Annotated in this window: 15 protein-coding genes and 2 pseudogenes; 9 read left to right on the forward strand and 8 right to left on the reverse strand. The window is 60.6% G+C overall.

The annotated features are described in order from the left end of the window. Positions 1–8: 8 nt before the first annotated feature. A complete protein-coding gene (locus H1204_RS38310; RefSeq protein WP_180735183.1) occupies positions 9–920 on the forward strand; it encodes an AraC family transcriptional regulator in 912 nt (303 codons plus the stop codon). Positions 921–1001: 81 nt separating this feature from the next. Here the strand turns inward: H1204_RS38310 and H1204_RS38315 are convergent, their stop codons facing one another. From H1204_RS38315 to H1204_RS38335, 5 genes are all read right to left on the reverse strand, one after another. Beyond that, the gene (locus H1204_RS38315) at positions 1002–2000 is read right to left on the reverse strand and encodes a transketolase family protein (protein WP_180733873.1); all 999 of its coding nucleotides are present in this window, start codon (positions 1998–2000) and stop codon (positions 1002–1004) included. Continuing rightward, positions 1997–2842, reverse strand: coding sequence for a transketolase (locus tag H1204_RS38320; RefSeq protein WP_180733874.1), 846 nt, complete (start codon positions 2840–2842; stop codon positions 1997–1999). Before H1204_RS38320 ends, H1204_RS38315 begins: the two co-directional genes overlap by 4 nt. A 40-nt stretch (positions 2843–2882) precedes the next feature. Continuing rightward, a complete protein-coding gene (locus tag H1204_RS38325) occupies positions 2883–4211 on the reverse strand; it encodes an MFS transporter (protein WP_180733875.1) in 1329 nt (442 codons plus the stop codon). A 74-nt stretch (positions 4212–4285) separates the two neighbouring features. Continuing rightward, entirely contained in the window at positions 4286–5035 is a 750-nt protein-coding gene (locus H1204_RS38330) for an SDR family NAD(P)-dependent oxidoreductase (protein WP_180733876.1), read from the reverse strand. Between the two features lie 172 nt (positions 5036–5207). Beyond that, a complete protein-coding gene (locus tag H1204_RS38335; protein ID WP_180733877.1) occupies positions 5208–6107 on the reverse strand; it encodes a LysR substrate-binding domain-containing protein in 900 nt (299 codons plus the stop codon). A gap of 446 nt (positions 6108–6553) precedes the next feature. Here H1204_RS38335 and H1204_RS38340 point away from each other — a divergent pair, with 446 nt between their 5' ends. Next, positions 6554–8389, forward strand: coding sequence for an ABC transporter ATP-binding protein (locus H1204_RS38340; protein WP_180735184.1), 1836 nt, complete (start codon positions 6554–6556; stop codon positions 8387–8389). Between the two features lie 6 nt (positions 8390–8395). Here the strand turns inward: H1204_RS38340 and H1204_RS38345 are convergent, their stop codons facing one another. Further along, on the reverse strand, positions 8396–9328 hold the full coding sequence (locus H1204_RS38345) for a LysR family transcriptional regulator (RefSeq protein ID WP_180733878.1): 933 nt from the start codon (positions 9326–9328) through the stop codon (positions 8396–8398). A 127-nt stretch (positions 9329–9455) separates the two neighbouring features. Here H1204_RS38345 and H1204_RS38350 point away from each other — a divergent pair, with 127 nt between their 5' ends. The 3 genes and pseudogenes from H1204_RS38350 to H1204_RS38360 all read left to right on the forward strand — a co-directional run. Further along, positions 9456–10223, forward strand: coding sequence for an SDR family NAD(P)-dependent oxidoreductase (locus H1204_RS38350; protein WP_180733879.1), 768 nt, complete (start codon positions 9456–9458; stop codon positions 10221–10223). Positions 10224–10263: 40 nt separating this feature from the next. Continuing rightward, complete coding sequence (locus tag H1204_RS38355; RefSeq protein ID WP_180733880.1) at positions 10264–10881, forward strand: glutathione S-transferase family protein; 618 nt, start codon at positions 10264–10266, stop codon at positions 10879–10881. Positions 10882–11368: 487 nt separating this feature from the next. Next, positions 11369–12241, forward strand: a pseudogene (locus H1204_RS38360) (IS630 family transposase); the annotation flags it as partial. A gap of 31 nt (positions 12242–12272) precedes the next feature. Here H1204_RS38360 and H1204_RS38365 read toward each other — a convergent pair. After that, positions 12273–13453 (reverse strand): IS3 family transposase gene (locus H1204_RS38365; RefSeq protein ID WP_180733881.1). Its coding sequence is split into 2 segments (ribosomal slippage): positions 12273–13201 and positions 13201–13453, totalling 1182 coding nucleotides; the frame shifts between segments, so codons are not numbered across the junction. A 69-nt stretch (positions 13454–13522) separates the two neighbouring features. On the opposite strand from H1204_RS38365, the pseudogene H1204_RS51900 reads away from it, so the two are divergent. The 3 genes and pseudogenes from H1204_RS51900 to H1204_RS38375 all read left to right on the forward strand — a co-directional run. Then, positions 13523–13747: pseudogene (locus H1204_RS51900) on the forward strand (IS630 family transposase); the annotation flags it as partial. Positions 13748–13749: 2 nt separating this feature from the next. Then, positions 13750–14274: a VOC family protein gene (locus H1204_RS38370; protein WP_180733882.1), complete on the forward strand. Its 525-nt coding sequence runs from the start codon at positions 13750–13752 to the stop codon at positions 14272–14274. Positions 14275–15272: 998 nt separating this feature from the next. Beyond that, entirely contained in the window at positions 15273–17558 is a 2286-nt protein-coding gene (locus H1204_RS38375) for a hypothetical protein (RefSeq protein WP_180733883.1), read from the forward strand. A 72-nt stretch (positions 17559–17630) separates the two neighbouring features. Here the strand turns inward: H1204_RS38375 and H1204_RS38380 are convergent, their stop codons facing one another. Further along, a complete protein-coding gene (locus tag H1204_RS38380; protein ID WP_180733884.1) occupies positions 17631–17813 on the reverse strand; it encodes a hypothetical protein in 183 nt (60 codons plus the stop codon). A gap of 341 nt (positions 17814–18154) precedes the next feature. On the opposite strand from H1204_RS38380, the gene H1204_RS38385 reads away from it, so the two are divergent. Then, positions 18155–18811, forward strand: coding sequence for a class I SAM-dependent methyltransferase (locus tag H1204_RS38385; RefSeq protein ID WP_243468856.1), 657 nt, complete (start codon positions 18155–18157; stop codon positions 18809–18811). The last annotated feature ends 88 nt before the right edge of the window (positions 18812–18899 follow it).

Consider the following 18899-nt stretch of genomic DNA (forward strand, 5'->3'; position numbering starts at 1 on the left):
AGCAATCTATGGTGGCGTTGTTGAAAGCGCTCGCGCCCAATGAGGGATACAACCTCACGGCGTTGCCGGATGTGCGCATCCTGCGTTCGGATCGCGCGTTGTCCCGCACGCCCGTTCTCTATGACCCCGGCATTGTGATTGTTTGTCAGGGGACCAAGCGAGGCTATTTCGGCGATCAGGTCTATGTGTACGACGAGCAGCAGTATCTCGCTGTCGCCGTACCGGTGCCGTTCACGATGGAAACCGACGCTACGCCGCAACGCCCGCTGCTGGCCATCTACCTGCATCTGGATTTTGCTGTGGCGGCCGAACTGATGCTGGAGATCGACCGTCATCATGCTCCCGTTCAGGCGTGCCCGCCGCAAAGCATGATGTCCAGTCCGATGGACCCCGCACTTCGAAATTCCGTGTTGCGGTTTCTGGAAGCGATGAGCCGGACGCTCGACGCGTCCATCCTCGGTCCGGCGTTGAAGCGCGAACTGTATTTCCGCGTACTGACGGGCGCGCAAGGCAACGCGATGCGCGCGGCGTTGGCGATGCAGGGGCAGTTCGGCAAGATCGGCAAGGCGTTGCGCCGCATCCACGCGACCTATGCGCAGCCGCTCGATGTCTCGCAGCTTGCGAGCGATGCGGGTATGAGCGTGCCGACATTCCACAGCCACTTCAAGGCGATCACGCAAACATCACCCATGCAATATGTGAAATCGGCGCGCTTGCACCAGGCGAGACTGTTGATGCTGCGTCAGGGCATCACTGCCGAAGCGGCGTGTCACGCTGTGGGCTACACGAGCGCGTCGCAGTTCAATCGCGAATTCAAGCGGCTATTTGGCTCGACGCCCGCAGCGGAGACGAAGCGCATGCGCGAGACGTTCTCGATGCCGCCAGCGTTTGCCGATTCGGATTACGTGTCGTCGCACTGACGTACCCGAAAAAAACGACCGCATCCTTCCGGCTTGCGGTCGTTCGATCATGCCACTATGGCTCGATTGGAATTCGAGCTGTTACCCGAGCCACGTCTTGATACTGGCGGCCATTGTGTCAGTCGAGATGCCGTAGCGGTCGTGTAGCGTGGGCAGGGCACCGGCGGCGAGGAACTCGTCGGGCAGTGCGATCTGGCGGAACGGTGGCGTCACGCCTGCGCCAAGCAGCGTGCTGGTCACTGCTTCACCAAGACCGCCGATCACCGTATGGTTCTCCGCGACGATCACCATGCGGCCTGTCCGTTTTGCTTCGCGCAGGATCGTGGCCGTATCGAGCGGCTTGATGGTCGGCACGTGCAGCACGCCGACGCCGGTGTTGTCGGCTTCCAGTGCTTTGGCGACTTCGAGCGAGCGCATCGTCATGATCCCCGACGAGATCAGCAGCACGTCGTTGCCGTCGCGCAGCAGCTTCGCCTTGCCGAGTTCGAACTTGTAGTCATATTCATCGAGCACAGCGGGCACGTTGCCACGCAACAGGCGTGCGTATACAGGGCCTTTGTGAGCGGCGATTGCGGGCACCATCTGCTCGATGTCGAGTGCATCGCACGGGTCGATCACCGTTATGTTCGGCATTGCGCGCATCAGCGCGAGGTCTTCGGCGGCCTGGTGGCTCGGGCCGTAGCCTGTCGTGAGACCGGGCAGTGCGGCGACGATCTTTACGTCGAGGTTGTCTTCGGCGATCGTCTGGTGGATGAAGTCGTACGCGCGGCGCGTGGCGAATACGGCGTAAGTCGTCACGAACGGCTGCGCGCCTTCATGCGCAAAACCTGCCGCTGCGCCCATCAGCAACTGCTCGGCCATGCCCATCTGATAGTAGCGGTCAGGAAACTCTTTGCCGAAGATATGCAGGTCCGTGTACTTGCCGAGATCGGCTGTCATGCCGATCACGTTGCTCTTCGAGCGCGCCAGTTCAGCGAGCGCGTGGCCGAACGGCGCGGAACGCGTAATCTGTCCTTCACCCGCGATCGACGCGATCATCGCGGACGTTTTCAGCTTGGGTTTTTTGGCGACGGTGCTCATGCTTGTCTCCCGGCTTCGAGTGCTTCGAGCGCGAGCTTCCACTCATGTGCGTCGACGCGGATGAAATGGTTCTTCTCGCGTTCTTCGAGGAACGGCACGCCGCAGCCCATCTTCGTGTCGCAGACGATGATGCGCGGCTGCGGCTTGTCGTGATGGCGGGCGTTGTCGAATGCCTGCTTGACGGCATCGATGTCGTTGCCGTTCACACGCTGCGTGTACCAGCCGAACGCCTCGAGCTTTTCGACGAGCGGCTCGAAGGCCATGATCTGCGTCGACGGGCCGTCGGCCTGCTGGTTGTTCACGTCGACGATCGCGATCAGGTTGTCGAGCTTCCAGTGCGCGGCGGACATCAAACCTTCCCAGATCGAGCCTTCGTCGAGCTCGCCATCGGAGAAGAGCGTGTAGACGAAGGCGTCCGAGTTCTTGCGCTTCAGTCCCAGGCAGCGGCCGACGGCAATCGTCAAACCGTGGCCGAGCGAGCCGCCCGACATTTCCATCCCGGGCGTGTAGCTCGCCATCCCCGACATCGGCAGACGGCTGTCGTCGCTGCCATAGGTCTCGAGTTCATCGGCGGGCAGGATGCCGGCTTCGAAGAGGGCGGCGTACAGCGCAATCGCGTAATGACCGTTCGACAGCAGGAAGCGGTCGCGACCTTCCCATTCGGGGTCTTCGGGGCGATAGCGCATGGCGCCGAAGTAGGCGACGGCGAGCGCGTCGGCAATGTCGAGCGCCTGGCCGATATAGCCCTGGCCTTGTACTTCGCCCATCAGCAGCGCGTTGCGGCGGATGCGGTAGGCTCGCTCGGCGAGCGTGACCGTATCGTTGACGGTATCAGTGTCCATCGATAGCTCCAGTGTTCAAACGAAATGGTTGCAAAGCGAATTAGCGGTTGACGGATCGGGCCGGCACCAGAAAAACCAGCGCTGCGCCAAGCGTGACCGCGAGAGAGATGAAGATCAGCCCGGCCGTGGACTTGCCCGTCAGATCGTTGAGCCAGCCGACGATCGCCGGGGAGAAGAAACCCGCCAGGTTGGCAAAGCAGTTCACGGCGGCGATGCCCGCTGCCGCCGACATACCACCCAGCAGGGCGGTCGGCAGCGACCAGAACTGCGACGACGACGCGAGAATGCCCGCTGCCGCTATGCTCAGACAGACAATCGACGCCCCCACGCTGCCGAGCATCGGCAAGGTTGCAAAGCCTGCAGCGGCGACCAGCATCGGAATGGCGAGGTGAAAACGGCGCTCGCGTCGGCGGTCCGCGCTCATGCCGATCAGCGGCAACGCGATGATTGCGCACAGATACGGAATGGCCGTGAATATGCCCACCCACAGCGGATCGGCGACACCTGCCTTGCGGATGATGGTCGGCAGCCAGAAGGTCAGGCCGTATTGCCCCAGCACGACGCAGAAGTAGATGGAGGCCATCAGCCACAGGCGGCGGTCGCCGATGAACGCGCGGATCGATACGTGCGCGGTTTTATGTTCGGCATCGGCGGCGACGTTGCGTGCGAGCAGCGCTTTTTCGGAATCGTTGAGCCACTTCGCCTGCTTGATGCCGTCGTCGAGATACAGCAGGATCGCGAAACCGAGTACGAGCGACGGCAACGCTTCGAGCAGGAATAGCCACTTCCAGCCGGACATCGACATCGCGCCTTGCAGCGAGTGCATGATCCAGCCCGACAGCGGACCGCCGATCATGCCTGCCAGCGGAATCGCCATGAAGAACAGCGACAGTGCCTTCGCGCGGCGCTCGGACGGAAACCAGTACGTCAGATAGAGAATCACGCCGGGCGCAAAGCCCGCTTCCGCGACGCCGAGTAAAAACCGCAGCACGTAGAAGGCCGTCGGTGACTTGACGAACACGAAGCTCGCCGAGATGACGGCCCATGTCAGCATGATGCGCGCAAGCCATCGACGCGCGCCGACGCGATGCAGGATCACATTGCTCGGCACTTCGAACAGGAAATAGCCAAGAAAGAAAATGCCCGCGCCCATGCCGTAGACGGTTTCGCTAAAACGCAGATCGCTGAGCATCTGCAGTTTTGCAAAGCCGACGTTGACCCGGTCCAGATAGGCGCCGAGATAGCACAGCATCAAGAAGGGAATCAGCCGGCGGCCGACCTTTGCGTACGTCTTCGCTTCAAAGGTCTGCGAATCGTTGCGCGGCAGTACATCACCCGTTACGGGTGACGCGGTGTACTTCGCTTTCATGGAATGTCTCCTGCCATGTTTTCCCCGGGTTTTCCCGGGTGCGTCGATTGCGGCGCCTGCTGGCGGCGCGGTTATCAGTGGATCAGCATGCCGCCGTTGACGTCGAGCGTGATGCCCGTCAGATAGCTCGACAGATCGCTCAAGAGGAACAGGCATGCGTTGGCGACATCGGCGGCATCGCCGAGCCGGCCGAGCGGAATGCCCTTGATGATGTCTTCGCGCATCGCGGGCGTCAGTTTGTCGCCCGTGATGTCGGTCTGGATCAGGCCCGGTGTGATCGAGTTGATGCGAATGCGGTTCGGACCGAATTCACGCGCCATCGCTTTCGCGAGACCCAGCACGCCCGCTTTCGCAGCACTGTAGTGCGGGCCGCCGAAGATTCCGCCGCCGCGCTGCGCGGACACCGACGACATGCAGACGATGCTGCCGCCATTCTGTTCCTGCATGGCGGGAATCACCGCTTGCGACATGTACAGCGTGCCGCGCAGATTCACGTCGACGATCGCGTCGAAGTCCTTGCCTGCGATGTCCAGCGTGCGAACCGGCTGCGTGATGCCCGCGTTGTTCACGAGGCCGTCGATGCGTCCATAGCGTTCGAGCGTGATGCGCGCGGCGGCCACGCAAGCGTCCTTGTCGGTGACGTTGCAGGCAAGGCCGAGGTGTCCGGCGCCGAGGTCGGCGGCGGCGGCTTCCGCGTCTTCCTTGCGCAGATCGAGGATCACGACGCGTGCGCCCTGCGCGACGAGTGCGTTGGCGGTCGCCCTGCCGATGCCTCGCGGCGAGGCCGCGCCTGTCACGATGACGATCCTGTTCTCGAGCAACATGGGTTGTCTCCTGTGTGTTGATGTGTGCCCAGAGTGTCGGCTGACGGGGCGCGCGCATCAACGCGGAAACGCTCAACAATGGCTGAGAAAAATTCAGATGAAGCTCGCGGGCGGGATGGCCGCGATTCGTTGCAGCGCAATAAAACCCTGCCGATGCGCTGCCTCGCCGCGTCTACGACTGGCGCGGATGCTCCGTAGCGGCCTCGCGCTCGATCCACGCGAGAAAGCGCGCCACGCGTGGCAACTCGGCGTTTTGCGCCGGGTAGACGAGGTGATGCGCGCCGACTTCGACGGCATAGCTGTCATCGAAAACGGGCACCAGCAAGCCTTGGCGTATCTTCACCGACGCCAGCATCACGCTTTCGAGCGCAATGCCCAGGCCGAGTGCCGCCGTTTCTAGCGACATGTACGAGCGGTCGAACGAAAAATCGAAGGTCTTGTGCGCTGCGGATACGCCTGTTCTGCCGAACCATTGTTTCCATTGCACGAGCGGCGACTCCGAATAGATCAGCCGGTGCGACAGCAGATCCTCAGGCTTGTTCACGGGATGACGCGCAAGGTATGCGGGAGAAGCGAGCGGCGCGATGAACTCGCCGCGCACGGTCTTCACTTCGACGTTGCTCCAGTTGCCGTAGCCGTGCCGCACGTCGATATCGTAGAAGCCATTCGAAAACGAGACGTTCTCGTACGAGCATGCGAGGTTCAACTGGATGTCGTCGTTCGCTTCCTGAAACGACGACAGCCTCGGCATCAGCCACATGAGGCCGAAGCTCGGGCTCGAATGCACGCGCAGGATATCGACCTCGGTGCGGCTGGACGCGCGCTCGGTGGCGCGGCTCAGATCGGCGAGCGAACCCGTTACGTCGGACAGATAGCGCTCGCCCGTCGGCGTCAGCACGAGACCGCGGCCCGAGCGCTGGAACAGCGGCTGCCCGATGATCGACTCGAGGTTGCTCAGTTGATGGCTCACGGCCGATGCGGTCAGACCCAGCTCATCGGCCGCGCGATTCACGCTCCGGGTTCGGGCGACACTTTCGAACGCGATGATCGCCTTGAGCGGTGGAATACGCATAGTGAATTTGTTTTCAGGTGTAGTTGAACGAAACCGCCTTGTTTGCGAGTGACAGGCGCTGCCATTCTGTCGATAAAGCCGCACCGGTGAGTGGTGCATGCCACCTTCAGACCGATATGGCGCGGTGCACCACTGCGATGATTGCGCTCGCTGGGACACGCTTCGGGAAGACCCTTCATCGACGCCGGCCGACACAGGAGGCAGCAATGCATTATCCGTTCTTCCTCCTTCGAGCGCGATTGCGTCGACGGCATATCCGACGTCACATCCGGCATCACATCCTCTGACAAGCAAGGTTCGATCGCCTACCGCCTGTGACACGATCGCCGCGGCGCGGGAACGGCGTATGCTCAACCGATTGGTCGCCTGGTCGACAAATGAGTCGTTTGACTGTCAGCGCGTTCGACGATTCGTTTCATCGGGGCGAAACACCGGAGCGGTCACTAATGGGTATGCCGAGTTCAAAGGCTGCGGGCGTCAGGCCAGCCAGGCGCACGCGCGGGCGGCGCGCACAGGAGCTTGCGGGTTACGCGTCCAGTCCCGTGAACCTGTTGTTCCGCTACGTTCGTCAGCATCCGGCGCAGCACGCGGTGATTCTCTTCGGCATCGTTGCCGCTGTCGGGTGCTCGCTAGGGTCTCAGTTCGCGATCAGGAATCTGGTCGACGCGCTGCCCACTGGGCGCGCGCATCCTGCGAACGTCGTCCACGCGTTTCTTGTCGTCGTCGTGCTGCTGTTCGCCGACAATCTGTTCTGGCGCATTGCGGGCTGGGTAAGCGTGCGGACCTTCGTCGAGGTTACGGGCGACGTGCGGCGCGAACTATTCGGCTATCTGATCGGCCATTCGACGGGCTATTTCTCGAACGTGCAGCCCGGCACGCTCGCAAGCCGTATCTCCGCGACGGCCAATGCCGTATTCACGATAGAGAATCTGACAGCGTGGAATGCGCTGCCGCCGCTGCTTTCCGTCATCGGGTCTGTTGTGCTGATTGGCTGGATCAGCGTGTGGATGGCGCTTGCGCTCGTCGCCATTTCCGTCTGCATGACCGCCTTCCTGTTCTGGCTCGCAAAGCGGGGCGGCGAGCGTCATGTGCACTTTGCGTCGCGTGCTGCGTCCGTCGACGGTGAACTGGTGGACGTGATCGGCAATATGTCGACGGTGCGGACCTTTGTGGCGACGGCGCGCGAGTGTCTGCGTATCGGGCGTTTCCTCGAGCAGGAAATGGCGTCCCGCGAAGCGAGTCTGCGGCACCTCGAAAAACTCAGGCTGGTGCACGCGCTCATTACGGTAGTGCTGTCGTGCTGCCTGCTCGGCTGGGTGCTGTGGCTCTGGACGCAGGAGCGTGCGACGACGGGTGACGTGGTGCTGGTCAGCTCGCTCGGCTTCGCGATTCTGCATGGCACGCGTGATCTTGCCGTGGCGCTGGTTGGCATGATCCAGCATCTGGCGCGGCTGGCTGAGGCTGCGCAATCGCTGCTCGTGCCGCGCGAGATGGAAGAGGCGGTCGGTGTCCCGACCTTGCAGATCCGCGACGCGAATATCGACTTCGAGAACGTCACGTTTTCGTACCCCGGCCGCCGCCGCGTGCTGGATCACTTCAGCCTGCACATCGACGCGGGGCAGCGGGTCGGTCTGGTCGGACCATCGGGTGCGGGCAAGACCACTATCCTGGCGCTGCTGCAACGCTCATTCGATCCGCCGCCCGGCCTGGGAGCCGTGTGCATTTCGGGCCAGCGTCTGAGCGATATCAGTCTGGGCAGCCTGCACGATGCCGTTGGCGTCGTGCCGCAGGATATCTCGCTGTTCAATCGTTCGTTGCTCGACAACCTGCGTTACGGCCGTCCCAACGCGACGGAAGACGAAGTGCTGCAAGCCTGTGAAAACGCGAATAGCCTCGATCTGATCCGCTCGTTGCCGGACGGCTTGCAAACCAACGTTGGCGAGCGCGGGACGCGGCTCTCAGGCGGGCAACGGCAGCGCATCGCGATTGCACGCGCATTCCTGAAAAACGCGCCGATTCTGCTGCTCGACGAGGCGACGTCGGCGCTCGACAGCGAATCGGAAGCGAAGATCCAGGACGCGCTGGACCGGCTGATGAAGGGACGCACCGTGGTGGCGATCGCGCACCGTCTTTCTACGTTGCAGAATTTCGATCGCATCGTGGTGATTCAGCATGGGCGGCTCGTCGACGATGGCGCGCCCCTGGAGCTTGCGGGCCGGCCCGGGATTTACCGCGATGTACTGCTGCGTCAGGAGCGTCGCACGGCGGGCGCGCATGCGTGATCGATCTTACGTTCCCGTAACGCGCTCGCCTCTCGCCGTCGATTCATTTCCCGCGAACAGTTCCGCCAGCCAGTCGATGAACACGCGCACTTTCGTGCTCAAGTGCCGGTTGGGTTGATACGCGACGAAAACGGGCACAGGGTCCGATACCCAGTCGCTCAGCACCGCCTCCAACGCGCCGCTTCGAAGATGCGTGTTGGCGGAGAACGTCAGCGCATGCACGACGCCGAGGCCCGCGAGGCTCATCGTCAGACAGCCCATGATGTCATTCGACGTGAGCCCGCGTCGGTTTTGCACCTCGATGCGCTCGCCACTCTTGGCCACGATGATCGGAAAGGGCCGGTTGGTGCGCGAAGCGATCGTGCGGATGACGACATGACCCTGTTCGAGATCCGACGGATGCGAAGGCCGCCCGTGCCTGTCCCAATACGCGGGTGTCGCACAGAGGATCTGCCTGACAGCGCCGATCTGCCGCGCCGCCAGCGACTGATCGAAGATCTCCCCCGCGCGCACAACGCAATCGACGTTCTCTGCAATGAGATCGACGGGGCGATCGCTGAGCCCGAAGTGAAACTCGATGTCCGGATACCGCGCGGTGAAGGTCGGTAGCGCGGGAAGGATCACGGACAAACCTAAGGGCACGGGCAGATCCACGCGCAACCGTCCCCGTGGATTGCTTTTCGCGTGCGACATCGAGCCTTCGAGTTCCGCGAGATCGCCCATCAATTGCAGCGCGCGCTCGTAGTACGCCGCGCCGTCCGCCGTCGTCGAAACCCTGCGTGTCGTGCGGTTGAGCAGCTTCGTGCCCAGTTCGATTTCGAGCGACGCAATCAGGCGGCTCACCGCCGTCTTTGGCAGGTCGAGCATCTGTGCAGCCTTCGTGAAGGTGCCGCTTTCGACCACCCGGATGAACGCCTGCATCGCCTGAAACTTATCCACGGTCCCGCTCCTTTCATAGCCTGCATTGTTTCATGGGAGAAACAATGTGGAATCGTAGCAGCGGTTTATCCCAACGTGCACGCCAGGTATCGTTCAGTCATCGCAATCGTTGTAAAGGGAAAGAGCCATGTCTATCACTGAAGAAACGCATCTCACGGACCGCCCGAAGGCGGTCGTCATCGGAGTCGGGCCAGAGCAAGGGCTCGGCGCGGGACTGTCGCGCCGCTTCGCCGCTGAGGGGCGCCACGTCATCATCGCGGGGCGCACGGAAGCGAAGATCGAACGCGTTCGCGAGAGCATTGTCGAGGCGGGCGGCTCGGCGAGCGCCGTCGTCACGGACGTGACGCGCGAAGCCGACGTGATCCGGTTGTTCGACATCGCAATGCAGGCAGACGAAAACGGCGGCAGCGCCGATCTCGTCGCGTACAACGCGGGCAACAATCAGCCGCTGGATCTGCGCACGATGGAAGCCGACGTCTTCGAATCGTTCTGGCGCCTGAACTGTTTTGGCGGATTTCTCGTAGGACGCGAGGCTGCGCGGCGCTTTACGCCTCTCGGTCGAGGCTCGATTCTTTTCAGCGGCGCAACGGGTGCGCTGCGCGGCATGCCGAACTACGCCCACTTTGCGTCGAGCAAGGCGGGGCTGCGCATGCTCGCGCAAAGCATGGCGCGCGAATTTGGTCCGCTCGGCTTGCACGTCGCGCATGTGGTGATCGACGGCGGTATTGACGGGGAGCGCGTGCACACGCGCTTCGCTGAGCACGTCAAGCATAAGGGCGCGGATGGACTGCTCGATATCGACGCGATCGCCGGGGCGTTCTGGTCGCTTCACGGCCAGCACCGCTCGGCGTGGACGCATGAACTCGATCTGCGTCCCTTCAAGGAATCGTTCTGAACGTTCACACCACCGTACATTGAATCGCGAGGAATCAGGAATGAAGCTTATTGGCCCATGGTTTTCCGGCTATACGCGCCGGGTTGGCGTCACGTTGAAATTGCTCGGCATTCCGTTCGAGCATTTACCCTATCACGCGTATGAGCAGAAAGATCTCATTCGCCCATTCAGCCCGATGGTGAAAGTGCCGGCGCTCGTGCTAGACGAAGGCGAGATTCTTTATGACAGCGCAAGCATCATCGACTATCTGCACGAAGAGGTCGGCCCCGCTCGCGCATTGCTGGCGACGAGCGGCGCGCAACGGCGCGACGCGTTGCAGTTCATCGGTATCGCCTCGGCGATCTATGGAAAGCTCAGCGACATCTATGACGAATCGATCCGGCCGTCCGATCGCCAGATTGATTCGGTTACCGAATCGTTGCGCGAACAGGCGATCGCGGGATTCACGATGCTCGAATCGCGAGCCGGTGATGGCTGGCTGATCGGCGACGCACTCTCGCAAGCTGACGTGATGGTCGTGATCACGTACCAGTCTGCGTCGTTGGCGATGATGCCCGACGTCGTCAACCAGGTTGTATTCCCGAAGCTCGCGCAACTGGCGGCGCGCGCAATGGAACTCGAAGCGTTCTCCAGCACGCTGCCATTCAGGCAGGCATGAACGCGGAAAAGTGGCGGTGCGAATGAACGCATCGCCAGAAAGCCCCTGAAACAAGGGTGGAACTGCAATAACGACGATCCGACCAGTGCACTGGATGTGTGGATACAAAGGCAGGTGCTGGGCCTGTTCGCGAATCTGCATGGCTGCGTCAATGATGTTTGCGATGCCGCTTGTGGTGTAGTCCGCGGCCATCAGTGCCGTGAAGTGGCAACCATACGATGGTATCGCCCAAACAAGCCATCGTACGGACGAGTACTTTTTGAATGGCTTGCGTTCGAGCTTTACGCTCCCTGACGAGTCGCTAATACCATGGTATTAGCGACATGCCGGTGCTTCGGCGACTACATTGCATTTCGATAGGTCGCGCGATTTGCGTCAACCGGTTTCAATGTGTCCACGGAGCTAGTGTCCCGAGTTAGAAATTCATTGCCTTATTTGCGTTGTGTACTAACCTGGGTTGCAGGGTTCGCAAATAAGCGAGGCAACGATGAGAGGAAGACCGAAGGCGCCACTGGTCCTGAGTGGGTCGGAACGCGAACAGCTCGTAGCGTTGACGATGCGACGCAAGACGGCACAGGCGCTTGCCCTGAGAGCGCGTATTGTGCTGGCTTGCGCCGAGGGCATCGACAACAAGACGGTCGCGACAAGGCAACGTGTCACCTCGCATACGGTTTCGAAGTGGCGTTCGCGATTCATCAATGACCGCGTGGACGGGTTGCTCGATGCCCCGCGCCCAGGCGCACCGAGGACGATCGAGGACGCGCAGGTGGAGGCGGTCGTCGCACGCACGCTCGAATCCGTACCCACGGGCGCGACTCACTGGAGCACGCGCACAATGGCCCGCGACATGGGGATGTCGCAGACAGCCGTGTCGCGGATCTGGCGTGCCTTCGGATTGCAGCCGCATCGGCAGGAGACCTTCAAGCTCTCCACTGATCCATTTTTCGTCGACAAGGTGCGCGATATCGTCGGGCTGTATCTGGACCCGCCGCTCAAGGCCATGGTGTTGTGCGTGGACGAAAAGAGCCAGATCCAGGCGCTGGACCGCACCCAGCCTATGCTGCCTCTGGCCCCGGGCATCCCTGAGCGACGCACGCACGACTATATGCGCCACGGCACAACCACACTGTTCGCAGCGCTGGACATCTCCACGGGCGAAGTCATTGGCGAACTGCATCGGCGTCATCGCAGCAGTGAATTCCTGCAGTTCCTGCGCACCATCGAGGCCAACGTGCCACCCCAACTGGACGTCCATCTGGTGATGGACAACTACGGTACGCACAAGACTCCCTCGATCAATACCTGGCTGGCTCGCCATCCGCGTTTCCATGCGCATTTCACCCCCACCTCTGTGAGCTTCCCTCGGTTTTTCGCCTTCCACAGGCCCCAAGTTACGCAGCGGCATCCTTGGTCTGCTGAGCTTTGATCCAGTCTTGCAGAAACTGAACCGGCGATGCGAAGCCGAGCGACGAATGACGACGACTGCGGTTATAAAACACTTCCAGGTATTCAAACAAGTCTGCCATCGCTTCCTGATGCGTCCGGTAACGTGTCGCATGGACGCGCTCGTTTTTCAGGCTGTTAAAAAAGCTTTCCGTCGGCGCGTTGTCCCAGCAGTTTCCCTTGCGACTCATCGAGCAGCGCATGCCATATTCCGTCAGCTTGCGCTGGAAGTCGTGGCTCGCGTACTGGCTACCACGGTCGGAGTGATGCATGGCGCCCGGCTCGGGCCGACGTCGAAACCACGCCATTGTCAGCGCGTCGATCACGATGTCCGCCGTCATGCGCGGCTTGATCGACCAGCCGACAACTTCCCGGTTGAACAGGTCCAGCACGATCGCCAGATACAGCCAGCCCTCGTCGGTCCAGATGTACGTGATATCCGAAGTGAACACGCGATTCGGCGCCGTCGGCGTAAAGTTGCGCTCTAGCAGATTCTCTGCGACTGGCAGCTTGTGCTTCGAGTCCGTCGTTACCTTGTAGCGCTTCTTGTGCCGGGCCCGGATACCGTTCTCGCGCATGAGCCGCTCGACCCGTTCCTTGCTGGCCGGAAAGCCACGGGCGCGAATCTCCTCGGTCATCCGTGGCGATCCATAGGCGCCCTTGACCTCGGCGTGGATAGTGCGGATCAGCGCCAGCAACTGTTCGTTGCTCAGGCGTTTGCGCTCGGGCGTGCCACCGCGCTTCCATGCTCTATAGCCGTTCAGACTGACCGACAGGACCTCGCACAGGGCCGACAGCGGAAAGTGCCGGCACTGCATATCAATCCAGGCGTACTTCAAAGGAGGTCCTTCGCGAAGAACGCCGCCGCTTTTTTTACGATTTCAAGTTCCATCTGCAGGCGCTTGTTTTCGGCTCGCAGGCGCGACAGCTCCATTTGTTCCGGCGTCACAGCCTTTGTCCCGGCGCCGTTCAGCTTTCCTGCCTCTGCAGCTTTCACCCAGTTGCGCAGTGTCTGCGGTGACATCTTCAATTCACGGGCCACGGCACGGATGCTTTGCCCATCCTTGATCCGTTGTACTGCGGCCGCCCTGAACTCAGCCGTATATGCATGGTTTGGTACCTTGAACATTATTCTTTTCCTTACTTCAGATCGAGTTTACACACGACCCGTTGGAAGGCGAAATTTCGGGGGAAGCTCACTGCTTCGTGGATTAACCAGGTCGAACGATGGTTTGCCACGCTCAGCGAGACATACATCCGCCGTGGCACTCATCGCTCCACCCGGCAACTCGAACAGGCGATTCGCCAATACATTCAGATCAACAACACTGATCCGAGACCTTTCAACTGGACCAAATCGGCCGACGACATCCTCGCCAGCGTCAAGCGATTTTGTCTACGAATTTCTAACTCGGGACACTAGCCATGAGCATCAGTTTCGATATGAAGATCGAGATTATCGTCATTCCCGTATCGGATGTCGATCGCGCGAAGCGCTTCTATGGCGAGTTGGGTTGGCGGCTCGATCTCGACTTTGCATCCAGTGAGGGCGACTATCGCGTGATCCAGTTCACGCCGCCTGGCTCCGGATGTTCGATCATGTTCGGCAAGAACATGACGGCGGCAACACCGGGTTCGGTGCAAGGGATTCATCTCGTCGTGTCGGACATCGTGGCCGCGCGGAGCGAACTGATTCGCCGTGGCATCGAGGTCGGCCAGCCATTTCATGACGTAGGCGGCGTGTTCCATCATGCCGACGGAAAACGCCAGGAGGCTGGCCTGAATCCGGACCGGAAGAGCTACGCATCGTACGCATCGTTCAGCGATCCCGACGGCAACGGCTGGCTGCTCCAGGAAGTGACCGCGCGATTGTCGGCAGACCTCGAGTTGAACGACCCGAGATTCACCCGCGAGGTGCTCGCCGCGATTCATGGCGGGACGACGGCTTGAAGCGGGCGGTTGTTGCGAGCGCAACGTCAATTCTGAGCGATATGTTCGAGAGAAGGCGAACCGCAAGATCGATATTAATGAAAGGAAACGATGAAAGCTTGCGGGGATCAGGCGCGCAATATTCAATGAGGCGGATGTGCCCCATTTAATCGCGCCGGCGCACTTTCATATAATCGCCCCGATATTTTGATAATCGGGAGCGATCATTTTCCCAATTATCGTGAGCACTGAAAATCAAAACGCATAAAAAGCGCATTTGTATTACGAAATAGCCAAAAAAATATCCATATCGATCATGAATTTACTTTTTCCGGGCAATCACGGGTGAATCTTCCCTGATCGATGGTACTTCACGAAAGCATATCTCAAAATTTCTCCGAAATTACCGGCGACATTACCTTTTGATTTTTTTGCGGGCAACGTTACACGAATGAAACGTTTATAATTCGTCTGCCTTGAAATTTTCTGTAATTAATACTTGGTAGGGGTCGAGCAGAAGTAATTACTACCTAAGGCGCTTGCGCATAGAGGTGCCGATTCGTCTCGTTCAGGCGTGTGTTTGCAGGTTCCGCGTAGATGTCGACCGCGGAAATGCGATGCCCGATGTTGCCTGGATCACGTGGATGTAGATCAATTTCGTCGGACCGAAAGGGTTCGCGACGGCATGCTGCTGTCTAAACGCGCAAGACGACTCAGCCGTAATTGAGGATTCCTGATCTGCAGGAGTCGGGTTCGACTCGTCTATCAAATCATCTGATCTGACATCAGATGCATACGGGGAATGCTCCGCGCTTGCGTGGGGTCTCAGCACGTTCCCGGTCATCGAAAGCGAGATTGCATGAATGCGTGTCCTGCGCATGTGTGAACACAATAGTAAGTAATCCATAATAAATATTCGATGCCGGTTTCTTTGCATTCGAAAACGCCACAGCGGGTCGGTTTGTCAACGATCTTGCTGGACTTTCGGGGAAAACTGATTTCAGCGGGATCAACGGACAATGATGAGTTATTGGAAACTATTGGGGGTTGCCTCGGCAACCGTGCTGGCTTCGTTTGGTGCAGAGCAGGCATACGCCCAGGCATCGACGATTACCGTCGCAGGCCAGTCGTACACGCTGTGCGGCCAAGAGAATGGCAACTGCTCGTTCCTCGGAACGGGCTCGGTCGTGTTCGGCGCTGTGCCGCCTAACTCGCCGTCGGTGATGCTGACGGCGCCGAGTACGTTTACGAATGGCGTTGGCTGCTATGTCGGCGCCGTTTCGAATACGGACCCTGCGTTCGGCTACGGAAAATCATGCTGGGTGCGCGCGGTCGCGGCCGGCGCGCCTACTCCGACGCCGACGCCGACGCCGACGCCGACCCCGACCCCGACCCCGACCCCGACCCCCACGCCGACGCCGACTCCCACACCGACGCCGACTCCCACACCGACGCCGACGCCCGCACCGACGCCGACTCCCACACCGACGCCGACGCCCGCACCCGCACCCGCACCGTCACCTTCGTCCAGCGCGGCGCTCTCATGCGGAACGGCGGTGCAAAAGGCTGGCGGCACGCCGAACGGCCTGATTACGGCCGACACGCCGACCACGGACGGCCTGCGCGTTTTCCAGAACAACGCGCCGTTCAACCTCACAGTCACGACGAACGCGCCGAATGCGGATACCGTGATCTGGTCGATCGCCGATTCGAATGGCGCGATCAAGACGCAGGGCAGTTTCCCGGTCAGCGCTGGCGTGCAGACCAACACGATCTCGTGCCATTCGACATGGTCGGGCTACGGCGCAATCACGGCCACGCTGCGCTCGAATGGCGGCACGCTGCCGAATAGCGGCACGCGCCCGACGGGTATCGCGACGTTCGGCGTGCTGCCGAATCTCACGTCGGCACTTGGCACGGTCACGTATTCGCATCAGGACCAGCACCGCTTCGGCATGCAAGGGTTCAACGGCAACATCGCGGCACTGCGCGCACTGGGCATTACGTGGACGATCGACGATCGTCAGCAGTCGCAGATGGAGCCGAATGGTCCGAACACGTACACGCCGAACGTGAACGATCTCGATCCGTTCTATAAGGCCAATCCTGACCAGATGCGTATCGTGCGTCTCGACGGCATTCCTGCGTGGAATTCGAAGACGGGCCAGTTCACGGACAGCTATTACGCACCGAAGGATCTGAACGAGTACCAGAACTTCATGGCGAAGGTCGGTACGGATACGAGCCTGATCCGCGCGGCGAATTACCCGAACCAGCAGAGCAACTACTATCAGGTAACGTGGGAGCCGAGTCTCGGTTGGGCCGATAGCGACGCTAACTTCGTCGCGATGTACAAGGCTGCCTACCAGGGCATCCACTCCACCGATCCGAACGCGGTCGTGATGGGCACGGGCAATCCGTTCGCTGCGAACTGCACGACCTGCACGGCCGGCTATCTGCAGAAGTTCGGCGCACTCGGCCTGTGGAATTACATCGATGCTGTCTCGACTCACGGCTACTGGAACGCCGGCACGTACCCGGCGCATCCGCCGGAGCAATACGATTCGGACCCGAGCCCCGCGAACCAGGCCAATGCGCTCGACAATCAGCTGACGCAGTTGCGTCAGGTGATGCAGAACGGCAAGCCGAACATGAAGCTGTTCTTCACGGAAGCGGGCACGAGCTACGATCCGGGTCTGGCGTATGGTCCGACCGTGCCGTCGCAGAACCAGCTGTTCGCGCATGCGGCCGTTGGGGTGCGCTCGCACATCATCGTGCTGGGCGGCGGCGCGCAGCTCACGACGCTGTTCTACGGTGCCGACTATCCGGGCGAAGTGGGCTACGGTTCGTTCTTCGACCTGAACGATGCGCAGGGTGCGTACGGTGCGTCGAACCTTTCGCCGAAGCCGGAAGCGATGGCGTTTGCCACGATGACGCGTGTGCTCGACGGCACCAATACGTTGGGCCGCGTGAACAACACGCCCTCGGGCACCTTCGTGTACGACTTCCAGCAGTTGAACAACGGCAAGGTCGTGACGGCCGCGTGGACGCACAACAACAGCCAGTGGCCCGCCAATGGCGTGTATAGCACGACCTATTCGACGAGCTATTCGCTGCAGGTCGATAACGCGGGTACGTCGGGCAACGTGACGAAGATCGACGGTTACGGCAACGTCACAACGCTTCCGTATTCGAACGGCCAGGTGTCGCTCACGCTGACGGAAGTGCCGCAGTACATCGTGTCGAACAACGCGACGGTCGCGAAGAACAATTCGACCGTGCCGGTTGGCTACACGGGGCAGTAAGCCGGACAACAAGCGTCAAAGCTAGCTGTCTTTAAGGGACCCAGGAGGGCAACTTCCTGGGTCCCTTGTTCGTTAATGGTTGAAGCGCTTCGACTGGGTGGTCGCCATGGCCGGGTGGCTCGGCACAACCAGAACACCGCCGCGAGCGGGATCGCGCAGAATCTCGACCTTCACGCCATAGCACTGTTCCAGAGGATGGGCATCAGCCTGGCAGGTTTTGGCGTGACAGCCGGCACGACGTATTTGACGAGACATCGTTTATGCGTAGATGCGAGGGATTCTCGACAACCATGTTAGTTGTAATTTTTTCGGTGTATTACGAAGAAGGAAGGCAGAAGATCGCGAATTTTCGAACGCGTGAAGCGTCTGGTAGGCGACGGCAGGCGTCAGATGCGTGTCTGCGCGTGAATAGCGGCGCTTATGAGGCTAGCTCGGATGACAGCGCGCCATAAGGATCAGTAAGCCGCACGCTGGGAACAAGGTTGGAAAATCGGAGCCAGTCCACTGTGTGCGGATTGCGCGCACGTTTCCGTATGCAACCCGGTCGCCGTGGCGTCGCTTGACGCGCGCTGCCGCGATCCATCAAGGAGCCGTTCATGAGAGACATGCCTGTATCCACCTCGCCCGTCAGCCCCATCAAGGACGAGCGCGTCAATCAGGTGTTGCAGCGTTTGAACGCGTCGCGCCGCTTTCCTGGCAGCGAGGCATTCGGCGGGCCGTCGGGCAATGATCCGGAGGCTTTCGCCGACTACGGCTTTTCGATTCATCCCGATCAGGGCGAGTTGATGTACGTGCTCTGTCGTGGGATGCGTGCCACGCGAGTCGTTGATTTTGCAACTTCAATCGGCATGTCGGCGCTGTATCTGGCGGCGGCGATGCGCGACAACGGTGGCGGGCTGGTGATCGGATCGGAGCTGGTTGCGTCTAAGGCGGAGATCGCACGTCAGAATCTGACTGAGGCAGGGCTCCCGCAATATGCGGACATCCGTGTCGGCGATGCGCGGCAAACGCTGCGCGACGTGGGCGGTCCGATCGACTTCGCATTGATCGACGGCTGGCCGTTACCGGACGGGCCGTCGCTCGCGCGCACGGTGGTCGAGCTGATCGCGCCGCAATTGCGCGTCGGCGGGTACATCCTGAACGACAATGCCGAGCCCGATTTCCTCGAGTACATCCGCGACCCGGCCAGCGGTTTCATTTCGATCACTCTGCCGATCAAGCGTGGAACCGAGCTGGCGCTGAAGATCAGTTGAGGCGCCACGCTTCATACTGTGAACGCGAAAGGCCGTGCGCGATGACAACGCAAAGTGGAACGGGGCTGGTTCATCAAACTGTGTCTTG

The sequence above is a fragment of the Paraburkholderia sp. PGU19 genome, assembly GCF_013426915.1.
Lineage (GTDB): Bacteria > Pseudomonadota > Gammaproteobacteria > Burkholderiales > Burkholderiaceae > Paraburkholderia.

Excerpts from the sequence above, each read along its gene's own strand:
- H1204_RS38310 (WP_180735183.1), top strand. The coding sequence starts at position 9 with ATGGTGGCGTTGTTGAAAGCGCTCGCGCCCAATGAGGGATACAACCTC.
- H1204_RS38315 (WP_180733873.1), bottom strand. The coding sequence starts at position 2,000 with ATGAGCACCGTCGCCAAAAAACCCAAGCTGAAAACGTCCGCGATGATC.
- H1204_RS38320 (WP_180733874.1), bottom strand. The coding sequence starts at position 2,842 with ATGGACACTGATACCGTCAACGATACGGTCACGCTCGCCGAGCGAGCC.
- H1204_RS38325 (WP_180733875.1), bottom strand. The coding sequence starts at position 4,211 with ATGAAAGCGAAGTACACCGCGTCACCCGTAACGGGTGATGTACTGCCG.
- H1204_RS38330 (WP_180733876.1), bottom strand. The coding sequence starts at position 5,035 with ATGTTGCTCGAGAACAGGATCGTCATCGTGACAGGCGCGGCCTCGCCG.
- H1204_RS38335 (WP_180733877.1), bottom strand. The coding sequence starts at position 6,107 with ATGCGTATTCCACCGCTCAAGGCGATCATCGCGTTCGAAAGTGTCGCC.
- H1204_RS38340 (WP_180735184.1), top strand. The coding sequence starts at position 6,554 with ATGGGTATGCCGAGTTCAAAGGCTGCGGGCGTCAGGCCAGCCAGGCGC.
- H1204_RS38350 (WP_180733879.1), top strand. The coding sequence starts at position 9,456 with ATGTCTATCACTGAAGAAACGCATCTCACGGACCGCCCGAAGGCGGTC.
- H1204_RS38355 (WP_180733880.1), top strand. The coding sequence starts at position 10,264 with ATGAAGCTTATTGGCCCATGGTTTTCCGGCTATACGCGCCGGGTTGGC.
- H1204_RS38370 (WP_180733882.1), top strand. The coding sequence starts at position 13,750 with ATGAGCATCAGTTTCGATATGAAGATCGAGATTATCGTCATTCCCGTA.
- H1204_RS38375 (WP_180733883.1), top strand. The coding sequence starts at position 15,273 with ATGATGAGTTATTGGAAACTATTGGGGGTTGCCTCGGCAACCGTGCTG.
- H1204_RS38380 (WP_180733884.1), bottom strand. The coding sequence starts at position 17,813 with ATGTCTCGTCAAATACGTCGTGCCGGCTGTCACGCCAAAACCTGCCAG.
- H1204_RS38385 (WP_243468856.1), top strand. The coding sequence starts at position 18,155 with ATGAGAGACATGCCTGTATCCACCTCGCCCGTCAGCCCCATCAAGGAC.